The following is a 15,753-nucleotide window of genomic DNA, read 5'->3' on the forward strand; positions in this document are numbered from 1 at the left end:
CGCCGGGGTGGTCTACTGTCGCCGATGGAACGATCAAGTGGGGTAGTGACGGCGAGGTTGCGGATGATGTCGATGGTTCACGACCGGTGGGCGGCCGGATACGGCCCGCGATCCGTTATCTTTATGTAATGAACGCAACCCGCCCGGCCCCGGGCTCGCAGGCTTCGCTGCGCGAAGCCAACCGTGCGCGCGTTCTCGGCGTGGTCCGCCAGCACGGCCCGCTCACCCAGGTGGAGATCGCGGCCGCGTCCGGGCTCTCCGCCGCCACCGTCTCGAACATGGTCCGCGAGCTGGACCAGGCCGGCATGGTCGGCCTGTCGCGCAGCATCCGCAACGGCCGCCGGGCGGTCCTGGTCTCACTGGCGTCCGGCGGCGGACTGCTGGCCGGTGTCGCGTTCGGCGAGCGCGACGTCCGGGTCGCGGTCGCCAACGGCTCCCGCGAGATCCTCGCCCAGCAACTGATGCCGTTGCAGGCCGACCACGTCGCCGACGAAGGAATGGAACGCTCCGCCCGCCTCCTCGCGGACCTGGCCGAAACCGTCAGCTCGGGCGTCGAGGACATTTCCGCGATCGGCTTCGGACTGCCGATGCCAGTCGACGCGATCAGCGGTGAGGCGGGCTCGGACGCCGTACTCCCCGGCTGGCGCGGCGTCAACGTCACCGAGGCGATGTCCGGCTACCTGCGCGCCCCGGTCGCCCTCGACAACACTGCGAACCTCGCCGCACTTGGCGAACTGCACGCCGGCGCGCTGCGCGGCGTCCGGAACGGCTGCTACCTGAAGTTCTCGTACGGCGTCGGCGCGGGCATCGTCATCAACGGCGACGTGTTCCGCGGCTCGGCCGGTACGGCGGGCGAGATCGGGCACGTCACGATCGACGAGAACGGGCCGATCTGCCGCTGCGGCAACCGCGGCTGCCTGGACACGTTCGTCGGCTCCCGCGCGCTGATCACCAGCCTGGCCGCGTCGCACGGACCGCTGCGGCTGAAGGACATCGTGACCCGGGCGCTCGGCGGCGACCTGGGGTGCCGCCGGGTGATCGAGGACGCCGGCCGGCGCGTCGGCGTCGCCGTGGCCGGCGTCGTCAACCTGCTGAACCCGGAGGCGATCGTGGTCGGCGGCCTGATGGCCGAGGCCGGTGAACTCATCCTCGGCCCGCTCCGCGAGGCCCTGGACCGGTGCGCGATCCCGAGCGCCGCGGCGACCGTCGAGCTGCGCTCCGCCGAGCTCGGCGACGAGGCGGACATCGTCGGCGCGATCCACCGCGCGTCGATGCTGAGTCACACCAATATCTCCATTTCTTGAATTCAAGTCTTGACGCCAAGACGCTGGAGGGCTTGACTTCGGGCAGGCCAATCGGGGCCTGTCTCGTCAAGGAGCCGCCATATGTCCGTCTCAGCACTCCGTATCGTCGGCCTCGGCCTCGCCGTGTCGGCCCTCGCCGTCTCTTTGGTGGCCTGCGGTTCCGACGACTCCGGCAGCGGCTCAGGCAGCGCGAAGAAGATCGCGCTGTTGCTGCCCGAGTCGAAGACCACGCGGTACGAAGCGCTCGACCGTCCGCTGTTCACCGAGGCGCTGAAGGCGGCCTGCGGGAACTGCGAGCTGATCTACAGCAACGCCGACCAGGACGCCGCGAAGCAGCAACAGCAGGCCGAGGCCGCGCTCACCCAGGGCGCGAACGTGCTCGTCCTCGACCCGGTCGACGGCAAGGCCGCCGCCGCGGTGGTCAACTCGGCCAAGGGCCAGAACGTCCCCGTGGTCGCGTACGACCGGTTCATCGAGAACGCCAACTACTACGTGTCGTTCGAGAACGAGGCGGTCGGCAAACTGCAGGCCCAGACCCTGGTCGACGCCCTCAAGGCGGCCGGTAAGACGTCCGGCAACCTGGCCATGATCAACGGCTCGCCGACCGACCCGAACGCCGCCGACTTCAAGAAGGGCGCGCACAGCGTGCTCGATGCCAGCGGCTACAAGATCGCCGCCGAGTTCGACACCCCGGACTGGAGCCCCGACAAGGCACAGGCCTGGATGGAGGGCCAGCTCAGCGCCATCAAGAACGGGCTGGTCGGTGTGTACGCCGCCAACGACGGCACCGCCGGCGGCGCGATCGCGGCGCTCAAGGGCGGTGGCGTGACGCCGCTGCCGCCGGTCACCGGGCAGGACTCCGAACTGGCCGCGATCCAGCGGATCGTCGCCGGCGACCAGGCGATGACCATCTACAAGGCGGTCAAGCCGCAGGCCGAGGCCGCCGCCAAGGGCGCCGTGGCGCTGGCCAACGGTGGCAAGCCGGAGTCGACCACCGAGAAGAACGGCGTACCGTCGACGATTCTCGACCCGGTCGCGGTGACGAAGGACAACATCAAGGACACCGTGGTCAAGGACAACATCTACAAGGTCACCGACATCTGCACCGCGTCCTTCGCGGCCGCCTGCAGCGCCGCAGGCCTGAGCACCAACTGACCCGCCCCCTCGTCGCAGCCCTCCCCGCAGTGAGGTGCGGGGAGGGCTGCGCCGGGCCTCTCCCCAAACCGCGCCCCCGGCGAGGATCATGGCCTGAAATAAGCCCAGGAGGCTGATCGAGTGACTGTGACTCCACCTGATACTCCCGCTCCCCTGGACGTCGGCGCCGGAACGGTGCTGACGTTGCAGGGGATCTCCAAACGCTTCGGCGCCGTGCAGGCGCTGAAGAACATCGAGCTCGACGTCCGGGCCGGTGAGGTGCTGGCGCTGGTCGGCGACAACGGCGCCGGCAAGTCCACGCTGGTCAAGACGATCGCCGGCGTCTACACCGCCGACGACGGCTCGATGGTGTTCGACGGCCGTCCGGTCCGGGTCGGCAGTCCCGCCGAGGCCCAGCAGCTCGGCATCGCGACCGTGTTCCAGGACCTGGCGCTGTGCGACAACCTCGACGTGGTCGCGAACCTGTACCTCGGCCGCGAGCTCCTCAAGGCGGGCGCGCTCGACGAGGTCGAGATGGAGCGGCAGTCCTGGGAGCTGCTCCGCCAGCTGTCCGCGAAGATCCCGTCGGTCCGGATCCCGGTCGCCAGCCTGTCCGGCGGCCAGCGGCAGACCGTCGCGATCGCCCGCAGCCTGCTCGGCAAGCCCAAGGTCGTGATGCTGGACGAACCGACCGCGGCCCTCGGCGTAGCTCAGACCGCCGAGGTCCTGAACCTGGTCGAACGGCTGCGTGAACGCGGCCTCGCCGTCATCCTGATCAGCCACAACATGGCCGACGTGATGGCGGTCGCGGACCGGGTCGCCGTCCTCCGCCTCGGCCGCAACAACGGCGTCTTCGTGGTCAGCGAGACCAAGACGCAGGACATCATCGCCGCGATCACCGGCGCCACCGACAACGCCGTCTCCGAGCGCGCCGCGCGCCGAAGCCGGGAGGAATCATGACCGCGCAAGACTCGGCCCAGCTGCCGGCCGACCTCCAGGACGAGCGGCTGATCGCGAGCAGCGGCGTCAGCGGCGCCGTCTCGGCGTTCACCGCACGGCTGCGGTCCGGCGACCTGGGCTCGGTCCCGGTGGTCGTCGGCCTGGTCATCATCTGGGTGGTCTTCCAGATCGCGAACAGCTCGTTCCTGTCCAGCCGCAACCTGGTCAACCTGACGCTGCAGACCACCTCGGTCGGAGTGATTGCCCTCGGCATCGTCCTGGTCCTGCTGCTCGGCGAGATCGACCTCTCGGTCGGTTCGGTCAGCGGTGTGGCGGCCGCGCTCGTCGGTGTCACATTCGTCAACCAGGGCTGGCCGCTCGTGCTGTCGCTGGCCGCCGCGATCGCGCTCGGCGTCGCCATCGGCCTGTTCTACGGCCTGCTGTACACGCGGTTCGGCGTACCGAGCTTCGTCATCACGCTCGCCGGCCTGCTCGGTTTCCTCGGACTCCAGCTGCTGGTGCTGGGCAAGGACGGCACGATCAACCTGCCGTACGACTCCGCGCTGGTCGGGTTCGCGACGCGGAGCTTCCTGCCGCCCGCGATGGCCTACGCGCTGGTGGCGCTGGTCGTCGTCGGCTACGCGCTCAGCCGGCTGCAGGGCCGGACGGCGCGGGCGGCCGCCGGTCTGTCCGCGGCACCGACCTCGGTCATCGCGATCAAGGCCGCCGGCCTCGCGGTCGTGCTGCTGATCCCGGTCGCGATCCTGAACGGCGACCGTGGCGTGTCGTCGATGTTCCTGCTGTTCCTCGCGCTGGTGGTGGTCACGGACCTCGCCGTCCGCCGGACGCGCTGGGGCCGCTCGGTGTTCGCCGTCGGCGGCAACGTCGAGGCCGCCCGCCGGGCCGGTATCAACGTCCGCACGATCTACCTGACGGTCTTCGCGGCCTGCTCGACGTTCGCGGCCGTCGGCGGCATCCTGGCCGCGGCCCGGCTGGTCGCGGTCGGCCAGGCCAGCGGCGGTACGGACACCAACCTGAACGCCATCGCGGCGGCCGTCATCGGCGGCACCAGCCTGTTCGGCGGCCGCGGCTCGGCGTACTCCGCGCTGCTCGGCGCGCTGGTGATCATGTCGATCTCCAACGGCCTGGCCCTGCTCAGCCTGGACTCCAACGTCCGCTACATCGTCACTGCGGGCGTCCTGCTGATCGCCGTCACGATCGACTCGCTCAGCCGCCGCAGCCGCCAGGCTCACGGCCGTGCATAACTGATCCCGGACACAAGAAAGCCCCCGTCGCCGTTGACGGGGGCTTTCTCGGCTCTTACGCGGTTTCGGCGATCAGGTCGACCTTCGGCTCCGCGAAGTGGCAGGCGGCCGTGTGGTCCGGGCCGGACTGCGGCTTGATCTCCAGCAGCGGCTCCTGCGTGGCGCAGATGTCCTCGGCCTTCCAGCAGCGGGTCCGGAACCGGCAGCCGCTCGGCGGGTCGATCGGCGAGGGTACGTCGCCGACCAGCCGGATCCGCTCCTTCGGCGGGACGCCCCGGATCGTGCCCAGGTCCGGTGCCGCGGACAGCAGCGCCTGCGTGTACGGGTGCTGCGGCGCGTTGTAGATCTGGTCCCGGCTGCCCTGCTCGACGATCTTGCCGAGGTACATGACCGCGACCTCGTCACAGAAGTGCCGGACCACGCCGAGGTCGTGCGCGATGAACACGAACGCGATCCCGAGGTCCTTGCGCAGTTCCTCGAGCAGGTTCATCACCTGCGCCTGGATCGACACGTCGAGCGCGGACACCGGCTCGTCGGCGATGATCACCTCAGGCTCCACCGCGAGCGCCCGGGCGATGCCGATGCGCTGGCGCTGACCGCCGGAGAACTCGTTCGGGTAGCGGTTGTGGTGCTCCGGGTTCAGGCCGACCCGCTCCAGCAGCTCCTGGACCCGCGCGAGTTCCTTGCCCCTCGGCACCAGGTTGTGGACGCGCAGCGGCGTACTGATGATGTTGCTGACCGTCTGCCGCGGGTTCAGCGAGCTGTACGGGTCCTGGAAGACGATCTGCAGCTGGCGGCGGAACGGACGCAGGTCCTTCTCCTTCAGCTGCGCGATGTCCGTGCCCTTGAACATGATCTGGCCGGACGTCGGCGTCAGCAGCCGGGTGATCATCCGCCCGGTGGTCGACTTGCCGCAGCCGGACTCGCCGACCAGACCCAGGCTGGCGCCCGCCTTCAGGTCGAAGTTCACGCCGTCCACGGCCTGCACGACCTTCTTGGTCCGGCCGAGGCCGGCGGCCTCCTTGATCGGGAAGTGCATCTTCAGGTCCCGGACCTGCAGCAGCGTCTCGCGCTCGGTGTTGCTCAGGGTTTCGCTCATGGCTCCTCAGTCCCCCTCGTCAGCCCAGTCTCGGCGCGACTTCGGTCTCGTAGATCGAGGCCTTGTCGTGCAGGTGACAACGGGACGTGTGCGCACCGGCGCCGTCGACCGGCAGCAGTTCCGGCAGTTGCGTCGTGCAGAGCTCGCCCTTCACCCGGTCCTTGTACGGGCAGCGCGGGTTGAACGAGCAGCCGTCCGGAAGGTTCAGCAGCGACGGCGGCAGGCCCTTGATCGGGCGCAGCTTCTCGTTCGCCGCGGACACCGTCGGGATCGACTCGAGCAGGCCCCAGGTGTAGGGCATCCGCGGGTTCGCCAGGACGTCCTCGGCGGTGCCGTACTCGACGCAGCGCCCGGCGTACATCACCAGGACGTCGTCGGCCATCTCGGCGACCACCCCGAGGTCGTGGGTGATCAGCACGATCGCGGAGCCGAACTCCTTCTGCAGGTTGTTCAGCAGGTCCAGGATCTGCGCCTGCACGGTGACGTCGAGCGCCGTGGTGGGCTCGTCGGCGATCACCAGCTTCGGGTCGTTGATCAGGCTCATCGCGATCATCGCGCGCTGCCGCATACCGCCGGAGAACTCGTGCGGGTACTGCGCGAACCGGCGCGGCGGGTTCGGGATGCCGACCAGGTCGAGCATCTCCAGGGCCCGCTTCTTGGCGACCTCCTTGGAGACCTTGTGGTGCACGCGGTACGCCTCGACCAGCTGGTTGCCGATCGTGTACAGCGGGTGCAGCGAGGACTGCGGGTCCTGGAAGACCATCGAGACCGCGTCGCCGCGGACCTTCATCAGGTCGCTCTCGGACAGGCCGATGAGTTCCTCGCCGCCGAGCCGGATCGACCCGGTGATCCGGGTGCGCTTGCGGTCGTGCAGGCCCATCACGGCCATGCTGGACACCGACTTGCCGGAACCGGACTCGCCGACGATCGCGAGCGTGCGGCCGAGCGGGACCGAGTAGCTCAGCCCGTTCACCGCGCTCACCACACCGTCGGCGGTGGGGAACTTGACGACCAGGTCCTCGACCACCAGGTACGGCGTCTCGCCGCTCGGATTGGTCGCGCCCTGGCGGCGCTCGCGAGTGGCGACCGCCGGGCCGCGCTTGGCCGCGGCCGCGCCGGCGTCCGCGGCCGGCGTCTCCGACGTTTCCGGCATGTCCTGAACGTCCTTACCGTCGTCGTTGGCTGGTGTGGTCATGCGAGCCTCACCCGCGGGTCGATCAGCGAGTAGGCGATGTCGACGAGGAAGTTCATCGCGACCAGGATGACCGCGGAGACCAGCACCGTGCCCATGATCAGCGGCAGGTCGTAGTTGCTCAGGCTCTCCAGCACCAGGTTGCCGAGGCCGGGCAGGTCGAAGATCCGCTCGGTGAAGATCGCGCCGGAGAGGCTGCCGGCGATGTCCAGGCCGAAGATCGTGATGACCGGGATCATGCCGGAGCGCAGACCGTGCTTGTAGGTGACGACCCGGTCCGACAGGCCCTTGGCCCGCGCGGTCCGGATGTAGTCCTCGCTGAGTGCCTCCACCATCGAGCCGCGCGAGTACCGCGCGTACTGCGTACAGCTGTAGAGACCGAGCACCAGCCACGGCGTCAGCAGCCCGGTGAACCAGGCCGCCGGATTCTCCGTGATCGGCGTGTACCCGCCGCGGGGCAGGATCTGGTACAGGATCGTCAGGTAGAGGGAGATCATCAGCGCCACGATGTAGTACGGCACCGAACTGAGGACCAGCGTGCTGCTCATCAGCGCGCGGTCGCCCAGCGTCCCCCGTCTCTTCGCGGCCATCGAGCCCACGAAGACACCGATCGTGAGCACGATCACCGCGTAGCCGGCGACCAGCGAGACTGTGACCGGTAGTCGCTCTTTCAGCATCTGGGTGACCGGGCGGTCGTTCTTGAAGGAGAAGCCCAGGCAGGGCACCGAGCACTTCTGCTTGACTCCGGCCGTCTCGAAGGTACGTCCGGCGAAGATGCCCACCGTGTACTCGGTGAACTGCTGCACCAGCGGCCGGTCCAGGTGCAGGTTTTCCTTGATCTCGTTGTATCGCTCCTGGGTGCAGTTGCGATCACCGCAGATCGCGCCGGCCGGGTCGGTCGGCGCAACGAAGAACAGCGCGAAGGTCACGATCAGCGTGACCAGCACGACGCTCAGCGCGCTCACCAGCCGGCGCGCCACGAAGTAGAGCACGAAGGATTCTCCTCGCTGAGGGATGGTGGCCGGACCGCGGTCCGGCCACCATCCGTCGTCAGACGATCAGACTGCTGTTACCCGAAGGCCGATCAGGGCTGCTTCAGGAAGATGGAGGTGAACTCCGGCAGACCCTGCGTCGGGTCGTTGATGACGTGGCCGAGGTTCTTACCCACCGGGTAGTTGCTCGCGCTGTAGTACAGCGGGATCAGCGGCAGGTACTTCTCCATGATCATCTTGTCGACCTTCGGCCATTCCTTGAGCTGCTCGTCAGCGGTCAGGGCGTTGACGCGGTTGAGCTCGGCGTCCAGCGCCTTGTCCTGCAGCATGCCGATGCTGTTGCTCAGCTCGACGGCGTCGGACCGGAACAGCACCGGGAACCAGCTGGCACCCGACGGCCAGTCGGAGCACCAACCCGACGGACCCTGGCCGATGTTGACCGGAGCAGCCGGGTCGTTGCGGAAGGTCCGCAGCTTGGCCTTCGCGACACCGATGGCCTTCACCTTGAATCCGGCGGCGGTGTAGGTCTGGGTCCGCAGCTGGGTGACCTGGGTGGCGATCTTGTCGTCGTTGGCGTAGTACCAGCTGAGCTCGAAGTTCTCCTTGCCGAGCTCCTTCAGCTTCGCCTTGACCTCGCTCGCGACAGCCGGGTCCTCGGCGCCCTTACCGGTGCCGACCAGGCCCGGGAGCTCGTACTTCTCGTAGCCCGGAACAGCCGGCGGCATGATCGTCGAGGCCGGGATGGCGCTCTTCGGCGTCAGGCCCGCGACCTTGCGGTAGGTGTCGAACGGGTACGCCTTGGCGATCAGCTGGCGGACCTCCATCGGAATCTTCCGGGTGTCCAGGCCCCAGACCGTGGTGCACGGCTGCGGACCGGTGACGAGCTGGCTCTGGTCCTTGACCTCAGGCACGAGGCTGGAGTCGAGGTCGGAGTAGTTCAGCGCGTTCGCGTCCGGACCGTTGCTGGCCAGCACCTGACGCTGGACCTTCAGCGTGTCCTGACCGAACTTGAAGTCGAAGGCGTCCGGGTACTGGTACCGCACCGGGTCGGTGTTGGGGTCCCAGTACTCGTTCTTCTTGAGCTTCAGCTCCGAACCCGGCGTGTAGGAGTCGACCTGGTACGGGCCGGTGGTCATCGGCTTCAGGTCGTAGGACTTCTTGGTGTCCTTGGCCTGCGGGATCGGCGTGAACATCGGGAACGCCGCGTAGTACGGCAGGTCGTCGAACTTCTCCGCGAGGTGAATGACCAGGGTGTTGTCATCCGGCGTCTCGACACCGGAGTAGTTGGCGCCGTTCGGACCGTACGGGCCCTTGTAGGTCTTGCCGTCCTTGAAGTACTGGTCCTGGTACACCGGTCCGGCGTCGTACAGGTCGTGCGCGAAGGACCGCTTGATCGCGTACGCGTAGTCGACCGCCTTCACCGGCGTGCCGTCCTGGTACTTGATGCCCTTCTTGAGCTTGAAGGTCCACGTCAGGCCATCGGCGGACTTCGTCCCCAGGTCCTCGGCGAGGTCCGGAACGAGCACCGGCTTGTGGCTGTCACCGTCCAGGCGGTACTGGGTCAGCGCCCGGTACATCAACTTGCCGATCTGGTTGGTGTCGGTGAAGTAGATGTTCGTCGGGTCCATGGTGTCCGGCGAGACGTCGGACAGGATGCTGACGGTGCCGCCCTTCTTGGCGCCCTCGAGCTCCGGAGCCGGGCCCTTCGCGGTCGCGTCGGTGGCCTTCTCCTGGGCGGTACCCGCGTCACCCGCGTTGGCCCCGTCCTTGCCGCTGTTGGACGACGGGCTGCCACAGGCCACGGCGGCCAGCATGACCGTCGCCGTGACAGCGGTGATCCGTTTCCACTGCATTGTTGTGTTTCTCCTTTTCTGCCGCTGGGGCAACGCCGGGCTACCGGCGAGTCTTGGGGTCGAAGGCGTCGCGGACGGCGTCGCCGAGCAGGGCCAGCGCCAGAACGAGCGCGGTGATGCCGAGCACGGGCAGCCACAGGTACAGCGGATCCGCCTTGAACCAGTTCGTTGCGGTCGCGATCGTCTGGCCCCAGGACGGGACCGGCTCGATCAGACCGACGCCGAGGAAGGACAGGCCTGCCTCCGCGGTCACGTACGCCGGCAGGGCCAGCGACGCCGAGATCACGATCGGGGCGACCAGGTTCGGCAGCAGCTCCTTGAACAGGACCTGCCGGGTGGGGACGCCGATGGCCTTCGCCGCGAGCACGAACTCACGCTCGCGCAGGGACAGTACTTCGCCTCGGATGATGCGGGCCAGACCGGCCCAGCCGAAGAACGACAGCACGAAGATCAGCACGATGAAGCGGGTCGAGGCCTGCTCCTCGGGCGAGAGGTTGAACGACCCGCCGCGCATGCTCTCGACGATCGGCACCAGCGCGATCGCGAACAGCAGGTACGGCAGGCTCAGCACGAAGTCGACGAGCCAGGAGATGACCCGGTCCACCCAGCCGCCGAGGAAGCCCGCGAGCAGGCCCATCAGCACGCCGACGATGGTGCCGAACAGCGTCGCGACGAACGCGACGACCAGCGACGGACGCGCGCCGTACACCCAGCGGGCGAAGTTGTCGCGCCCGGTCTTCGGCTCGACACCGAACCAGTGCTGCGCGTTGGCCGCGAAGGTCGGGAAGCCGTACTCGTCGACCAGCTCCGGGTGGAACGTGCCGATGTCGCTGCCCTCGATCTTGGTCAGCAACGGCGCGAAGACCGCGATCAGGATGAAGAACAGCACCACTCCGGCGCAGACCACGGCCACGCGGTCCTTGCGGAGCCGGTCCACTGCCACCCGGGTGGGGGACTTGCCGTGCGGTACAGCAGAACCCCGAACCGGTTCCGCCGACGCCGGGTGTTCTTCGATCCCCACGGTCGAGTCGGGTGACCCAATTGTCATTCGCACTCCGTAGCTTCAGTCGACCGGATTTCGGTCCGTCAAATCCTCTTGACAGGCGTTGTCCGCACAGCCGCGCGCTAGCCTGCCCGACACCGTGACACCAAACCAGCGGGTCCCGGCAGCAGTGCACAAATCGTTACCGGAACGGGTAGCCGAACGGAACATTTGCCCCATTTCGTCACTATCCGCGCACAATCGTTCGCGAAACGCGTCGGCACAACACCGACAGTGGCCATTTTGTGCCAAGATCTCACGCAATGTAACGAAAAGACACAATTGGTCGCGGCCGGCGATCAGCGCACGTGGACGGTCACGAAGGGCGGTTTGACGACCTCGAAGGTTTCCACGCGCCCGCGGATGTCGACGGTCACCTCGTCGCCTTCCTTCACCGACGCGTCCAGCAGCGCCAACGCAATACCTTTCTTCAGCGTCGGTGAGAACGTCCCGGACGTGACTTCACCGAGCGCCGTTCCGGAATGCGCCAGAACGGACATGTGCGGCCGCGGAATACCCCGGCCGGTGGCGCGCAGACCCCGCAGGATCCGGGCCGGTCCGCGCTCCTTCTCGGCCCGCAGCGCCTCGTCGCCCCAGAAGTGCTCCTTCTTCCAGCCGACGGCCCAGCCGGACCGCGCCTGGACGGGCGTGATGTCGGGCGAGATGTCCTGGCCGTGCAGCGGGTACCCCATCTCGGTCCGCAGCGTGTCCCGCGCCCCCAGGCCGGCCGGGACGATGCCGTACTGCTCGCCGGCCGCCAGCAGCGCGTCGAACACCGCGACCGCGGCGGCGTTCGGTACGACGAGCTCGAAACCGCGCTCGCCGGTGTACCCGGTGCGGCACACGACCACCGGCGTACCGCCGAAGTCGGCCGTGGCGAACGACATGTAGTCGTGGCCGGTCGGCAGCCCGATCGCGGACACCACCTCGTCGCTGTGCGCGCCCTGCACCGCGAGGATCGCGTAGTCGTCGTGCACGTTCACCACCTCGACGCCCTCCGGGGCACCGGCCTGCAGCAACCGGACGACCTCGGCGGTGTTTGCCGCGTTCGGGATCAGGAACACGTCGTCGTCGGCGTGCAGGTAGGCGATCAGGTCGTCGACCACTCCCCCGCGCTCGTTGCAGCACAGCGTGTACTGCGCCTGCCCGGGCGCGATCTTGCCGAGGTCGTTGGTCAGGCACGCGTTCACGTACGCCGCGGCGCCCGGGCCCTTGACCGTCGCCTTGCCGAGATGGCTGACGTCGAAGACGCCGACCGACGTCCGCACGGCCGTGTGCTCGGCCACGACACCGGAGTACTCCAGGGGCATCTCCCAGCCGCCGAACTCGGCGAACTTGGCGCCGAGCGCGACATGGCGCTCGTGCAGCGGGGACTTCTTCAGATCGGTCGGCGGTGTCGGTGATGGGGTCATGGAGCGCAAACTACCTGACGCGTAGCATGCGGAGGCAGCTTGCACGTACCGTCACGACCGGCCGTCTGAGCCGCCGGTCAAGGAGGACTGAGGATTTCGTGACCACCATCACCCTGAGCAAGTCAGATGCCGCCGGCGTCAAGAGCGACGCCGTGGTCATCGGCGTGGTCAAACTCGGCGGCGGCGTCACCCTGCCGGCCGGCACCGAGTCGCTGAACGCCGCCTACGGCGGGAAGCTGGTGGAGGTGCTGTCCGGTCTCGGCGCCACCGGCAAGACCGGCGAGGTGACGAAGGTGCCCGGGCCGAAGCCGGGCAAGTCGGCCACACTGATCGCGGTCGGTCTCGGCGCCGCGCCCGACGGCGAGCTGAAGACCGAGGACCTGCGGGCCGCGGCCGGCACCGGTGTCCGCGCCGCCAAGACGTCGCAGTCGGTCGCGTTCGCACTGCCGACGCCGGACGCCGAGTGCGTCCGGGCGGTCGCCGAGGGCGCGCTGATGGGCCGCTACTCGTTCACGGCCTACAAGTCGTCCGACGGCCCGGCCGAGGCGCCCGGCAACCTGACCGTGCTGACCGACCTGGCCCGGAACAAGGACGCCAAGGCCGCGCTCGAGCGGGCCCGGGTGACCGCGGAGGCCGTCGCGCAGGTGCGCGACTGGGTCAACACCCCGCCGTCGGACCTGCACCCGGCCGAGTTCGCCGCCGACACGGTCAAGCTCGGCAAGGAGTACGGCGTCAAGGTCGAGGTGCTCGACGAGAAGGCGCTCGCGAAGGGCGGGTACGGCGGCATCCTCGGCGTCGGCCAGGGCTCGACCAACCCGCCGCGGCTCGTCCGGCTGACCTACACGCCGCGCAAGCCGGTCACGCATCTGGCGTTCGTCGGCAAGGGCATCACCTTCGACTCCGGCGGCCTGTCGCTCAAGACGTCGTCCGGCATGGTCAGCATGAAGTCCGACATGGCCGGCGCCGCCGCGGTGATCGGTGCGACGCTCGCGATCGCGCGGCTCGAGCTGCCGGTCCAGGTGACGACGTACGCCGCGATGGCCGAGAACATGCCGTCCGGCTCCGCGGCCCGGCCGTCCGACGTCCTGACCATGTACGGCGGCAAGACCGTCGAGGTGCTGAACACCGACGCCGAGGGCCGGCTGGTGCTCGGCGACGCCCTGGTCCGGGCCGGCCAGGACCAGCCCGACCTGATCGTCGACGTGGCCACCCTGACCGGCGCGTGCGTCGTTGCCCTGGGCACCAAGGTGGCCGGCGCGTTCGGCAACACCGACGCCGCCCGGGACCGGGTGGTGGACGCGGCGGTCGCGGCCGGCGAGTCGATGTGGCCGCTGCCGATCCCGGCCGAGATGCTGGACAAGCTGAAGTCGCACTCGAAGGTCGCGGACCTCGCCAACATCACCGGCGAGGCCTGGGGCGGCGCGCTCGCGGCGGCCGCGTTCCTCGGCGACTTCGTTGCTGAAGGCATCGATTGGGTGCACCTCGACGTGGCCGGCCCCGCCTTCAACGACGGCGGCGCCTCCGGCTACACCCCGAACGGCGGCACCGGCTACGCCGTCCGCACCCTGGTGGAACTCGCCGCCTCGGCGAGCTGAGCCGGCGGTGAGTCATGGCGGGGTCTGACCGCTGGTCAGGCCCCGCCGTTCTTCTTCATCCGGGCGTTGTACTCCCGCATCCGCGGCGGGTACCCGACCACGGCCGCGTCGTACGACGGGATGCCGAGACGGTTCGCGAAGTCGTGCGCCCATTTGACCGACGGGACCCGGCGCCGGGTCCACTCGCCGTCGACCGCGACCAGCAGCAGGGTGTAGTCGGTCACCGCGGTGCGCGGCTCGACGAAGCCCTCCACTCCCTGACGGGTCTGCGCGAACTCCCGCAGGTGCGCCTGGTCGGGGTTGTCCGACCGGCGCATCGTTCCGGCCTTCTGCCGGCGACCGAACCACTTCATGGGAGTAAGTGTCCACTATCTGTGCAAGTCCCGGCCGAAATCCTGGATAACGGTTGCGGCCGGTTCCGGCCCGCGCGCCGCGCGCGGCCCGGGGATGGATCCGGTCCCGATCGGTGACAAGATGACGCCGAGGTTGGAACCCGCGATCCGGAGGAACCTGTGACTGGTACGACGTACGACCTGGTGATTCTCGGCGGCGGCAGTGGTGGCTACGCCGCCGCGCTGCGCGCCGCGACCCTCGGCCTGTCGGTGGCGGTGGTGGAGAAAGACAAGGTCGGCGGGACCTGTCTGCACCGCGGCTGCATCCCGACCAAGGCGCTGCTGCACGCCGCCGAGGTCGCGGACTCGGCCCGCGAGGGTGAGCAGTTCGGTGTCCGGACGACGCTCGAGGGCGTCGATATGGGCGGGGTGAACAAGTACAAGGACAGCGTCGTCGACCGGCTGTTCAAGGGTCTGCAGGGTCAGTTGAAGGCCCGCGGCATCACGGTCATCGAAGGCGAGGGACGGCTGACCTCCCCCACCACGGTCCAGGTCGGCGACACGACGTACACCGGCCGCAACATCATCCTTGCCTCCGGCTCCTACTCCCGCTCGCTCCCCGGTCTCGAACTCGACGGGCACCGGGTGATCGCGAGCGAGCACGCGCTGACGCTCGACCGGGTGCCGGAGTCCGCCGTGATCCTCGGCGGCGGGGTGATCGGTGTCGAGTTCGCGTCCGCGTGGACGTCGTTCGGCACCCGCGTGACGATCGTCGAGGCGCTGCCCCGGCTGGTCCCGGCCGAGGACGCGGACTGCTCGAAGACGCTGGAGCGCGCGTTCCGGAAGCGGAAGATCGCGTTCAAGACCGGTACGCCGTTCGAGTCGGTCTCGTTGACCGATTCCGGGGTGCAGGTCCGCGTCGCGGGCGGCGAGGTGATCGAGGCCGAGGTGCTGCTGGTCGCGGTCGGCCGGGGGCCGAACACGACGGGCCTCGGCTACGAAGAGGTAGGTGTCGCGCTCGACCGTGGGTTCGTGACCGTCGACGCGACGCTGCAGACGAGCGTGCCGGGCGTGTACGCCGTCGGCGACATCGTGCCGGGGCTGCAGCTCGCACACCGCGGGTTCCAGCAGGGCATCTTCGTCGCCGAGCACCTCGCGGGCCTGGCGCCGACGCCGATCGACGAGGCCGGCATCCCGCGCGTCACGTACTCCGAGCCGGAGGTCGCGTCGGTCGGTCTGACCGAGGAGCAGGCCCGGTCGCAGTACGGCGACGTCGAGATCCTGAACTACAACCTCGGCGGCAACGGCAAGTCGCAGATCCTGAAGACCGCCGGCTTCGTGAAGCTCGTCCGCGCCCCCGGCGGCGCGGTGGTGGGGCTGCACATGGTCGGCTCGCGCGTCGGCGAGCTGATCGGCGAGGCCCAGCTGATCTACAACTGGGAGGCGTACCCGGCGGACGTGGCGCCGCTCGTGCACGCCCACCCGACCCAGACCGAGGCCCTCGGCGAGGCACACCTCGCGCTCGCCGGGAAACCTTTGCACTTCCATGACTGAACCACTCGGCTTCATCCGGCGGCCTGCTGGAGTGCCCGAG

Annotated in this window: 13 protein-coding genes; 6 read left to right on the forward strand and 7 right to left on the reverse strand. The window is 68.8% G+C overall.

Features of this window, described 5'->3' with window-relative positions; translation table 11 throughout:
* Nucleotides 1–128 precede the first annotated feature (128 nt).
* The 4 genes from ABZW60_RS35015 (at nt 129) to ABZW60_RS35030 (ending at nt 4,642) form a co-directional block, all read left to right on the forward strand.
* Entirely contained in the window at nt 129–1,304 is a 1,176-nt protein-coding gene (locus ABZW60_RS35015; protein ID WP_355484308.1) for an ROK family transcriptional regulator, read from the forward strand.
* 81 nt (nt 1,305–1,385) lie between these two features.
* On the forward strand, nt 1,386–2,459 hold the full coding sequence (locus ABZW60_RS35020; RefSeq protein ID WP_355484310.1) for a substrate-binding domain-containing protein: 1,074 nt from the start codon (nt 1,386–1,388) through the stop codon (nt 2,457–2,459).
* A 120-nt stretch (nt 2,460–2,579) separates the two neighbouring features.
* Nucleotides 2,580–3,398, forward strand: coding sequence for an ATP-binding cassette domain-containing protein (locus tag ABZW60_RS35025; protein ID WP_355484312.1), 819 nt, complete (start codon nt 2,580–2,582; stop codon nt 3,396–3,398).
* Nucleotides 3,395–4,642, forward strand: a complete 1,248-nt coding sequence (locus ABZW60_RS35030; RefSeq protein WP_355484314.1) for a sugar ABC transporter permease — start codon at nt 3,395–3,397, stop codon at nt 4,640–4,642. Before ABZW60_RS35025 ends, ABZW60_RS35030 begins: the two co-directional genes overlap by 4 nt.
* 55 nt (nt 4,643–4,697) lie before the next feature.
* Here the strand turns inward: ABZW60_RS35030 and ABZW60_RS35035 are convergent, their stop codons facing one another.
* From ABZW60_RS35035 to gcvT, 6 genes are all read right to left on the reverse strand, one after another.
* Nucleotides 4,698–5,741 carry a dipeptide ABC transporter ATP-binding protein gene (locus tag ABZW60_RS35035; protein ID WP_355484316.1) on the reverse strand — a complete coding sequence of 348 codons (1,044 nt, stop codon included), beginning with the start codon at nt 5,739–5,741 and terminating at the stop codon, nt 4,698–4,700.
* 19 nt (nt 5,742–5,760) lie between these two features.
* The gene (locus ABZW60_RS35040; RefSeq protein WP_355484318.1) at nt 5,761–6,936 is read right to left on the reverse strand and encodes an ABC transporter ATP-binding protein; all 1,176 of its coding nucleotides are present in this window, start codon (nt 6,934–6,936) and stop codon (nt 5,761–5,763) included.
* Nucleotides 6,933–7,925: an ABC transporter permease gene (locus ABZW60_RS35045; protein WP_355484320.1), complete on the reverse strand. Its 993-nt coding sequence runs from the start codon at nt 7,923–7,925 to the stop codon at nt 6,933–6,935. The genes ABZW60_RS35040 and ABZW60_RS35045 overlap by 4 nt, the downstream gene beginning before the upstream one ends.
* A 92-nt stretch (nt 7,926–8,017) precedes the next feature.
* Complete coding sequence (locus tag ABZW60_RS35050; RefSeq protein WP_355484322.1) at nt 8,018–9,778, reverse strand: ABC transporter substrate-binding protein; 1,761 nt, start codon at nt 9,776–9,778, stop codon at nt 8,018–8,020.
* 40 nt (nt 9,779–9,818) lie between these two features.
* Nucleotides 9,819–10,826, reverse strand: a complete 1,008-nt coding sequence (locus ABZW60_RS35055; RefSeq protein WP_355484324.1) for an ABC transporter permease — start codon at nt 10,824–10,826, stop codon at nt 9,819–9,821.
* Nucleotides 10,827–11,119: 293 nt separating this feature from the next.
* Nucleotides 11,120–12,232, reverse strand: coding sequence for a glycine cleavage system aminomethyltransferase GcvT (gcvT, locus tag ABZW60_RS35060; protein WP_355484326.1), 1,113 nt, complete (start codon nt 12,230–12,232; stop codon nt 11,120–11,122).
* A gap of 98 nt (nt 12,233–12,330) precedes the next feature.
* On the opposite strand from gcvT, the gene ABZW60_RS35065 reads away from it, so the two are divergent.
* On the forward strand, nt 12,331–13,827 hold the full coding sequence (locus ABZW60_RS35065; RefSeq protein ID WP_355484328.1) for a leucyl aminopeptidase: 1,497 nt from the start codon (nt 12,331–12,333) through the stop codon (nt 13,825–13,827).
* Between the two features lie 35 nt (nt 13,828–13,862).
* Here the strand turns inward: ABZW60_RS35065 and ABZW60_RS35070 are convergent, their stop codons facing one another.
* Nucleotides 13,863–14,180, reverse strand: a complete 318-nt coding sequence (locus ABZW60_RS35070; protein ID WP_355484330.1) for a hypothetical protein — start codon at nt 14,178–14,180, stop codon at nt 13,863–13,865.
* 159 nt (nt 14,181–14,339) lie between these two features.
* Here ABZW60_RS35070 and lpdA point away from each other — a divergent pair, with 159 nt between their 5' ends.
* A complete protein-coding gene (gene lpdA, locus ABZW60_RS35075; protein WP_355484331.1) occupies nt 14,340–15,713 on the forward strand; it encodes a dihydrolipoyl dehydrogenase in 1,374 nt (457 codons plus the stop codon).
* The last annotated feature ends 40 nt before the right edge of the window (nt 15,714–15,753 follow it).

Origin of the sequence: Kribbella sp. NPDC003557, assembly GCF_040610805.1 — a bacterium.
Classification (GTDB): Bacteria; Actinomycetota; Actinomycetes; order Propionibacteriales; family Kribbellaceae; genus Kribbella.

Excerpts from the sequence above, each read along its gene's own strand:
- ABZW60_RS35015 (WP_355484308.1), top strand. The coding sequence starts at position 129 with ATGAACGCAACCCGCCCGGCCCCGGGCTCGCAGGCTTCGCTGCGCGAA.
- ABZW60_RS35020 (WP_355484310.1), top strand. The coding sequence starts at position 1,386 with ATGTCCGTCTCAGCACTCCGTATCGTCGGCCTCGGCCTCGCCGTGTCG.
- ABZW60_RS35030 (WP_355484314.1), top strand. The coding sequence starts at position 3,395 with ATGACCGCGCAAGACTCGGCCCAGCTGCCGGCCGACCTCCAGGACGAG.
- ABZW60_RS35035 (WP_355484316.1), bottom strand. The coding sequence starts at position 5,741 with ATGAGCGAAACCCTGAGCAACACCGAGCGCGAGACGCTGCTGCAGGTC.
- ABZW60_RS35040 (WP_355484318.1), bottom strand. The coding sequence starts at position 6,936 with ATGACCACACCAGCCAACGACGACGGTAAGGACGTTCAGGACATGCCG.
- ABZW60_RS35050 (WP_355484322.1), bottom strand. The coding sequence starts at position 9,778 with ATGCAGTGGAAACGGATCACCGCTGTCACGGCGACGGTCATGCTGGCC.
- ABZW60_RS35055 (WP_355484324.1), bottom strand. The coding sequence starts at position 10,826 with ATGACAATTGGGTCACCCGACTCGACCGTGGGGATCGAAGAACACCCG.
- gcvT (WP_355484326.1), bottom strand. The coding sequence starts at position 12,232 with ATGACCCCATCACCGACACCGCCGACCGATCTGAAGAAGTCCCCGCTG.
- ABZW60_RS35070 (WP_355484330.1), bottom strand. The coding sequence starts at position 14,180 with ATGAAGTGGTTCGGTCGCCGGCAGAAGGCCGGAACGATGCGCCGGTCG.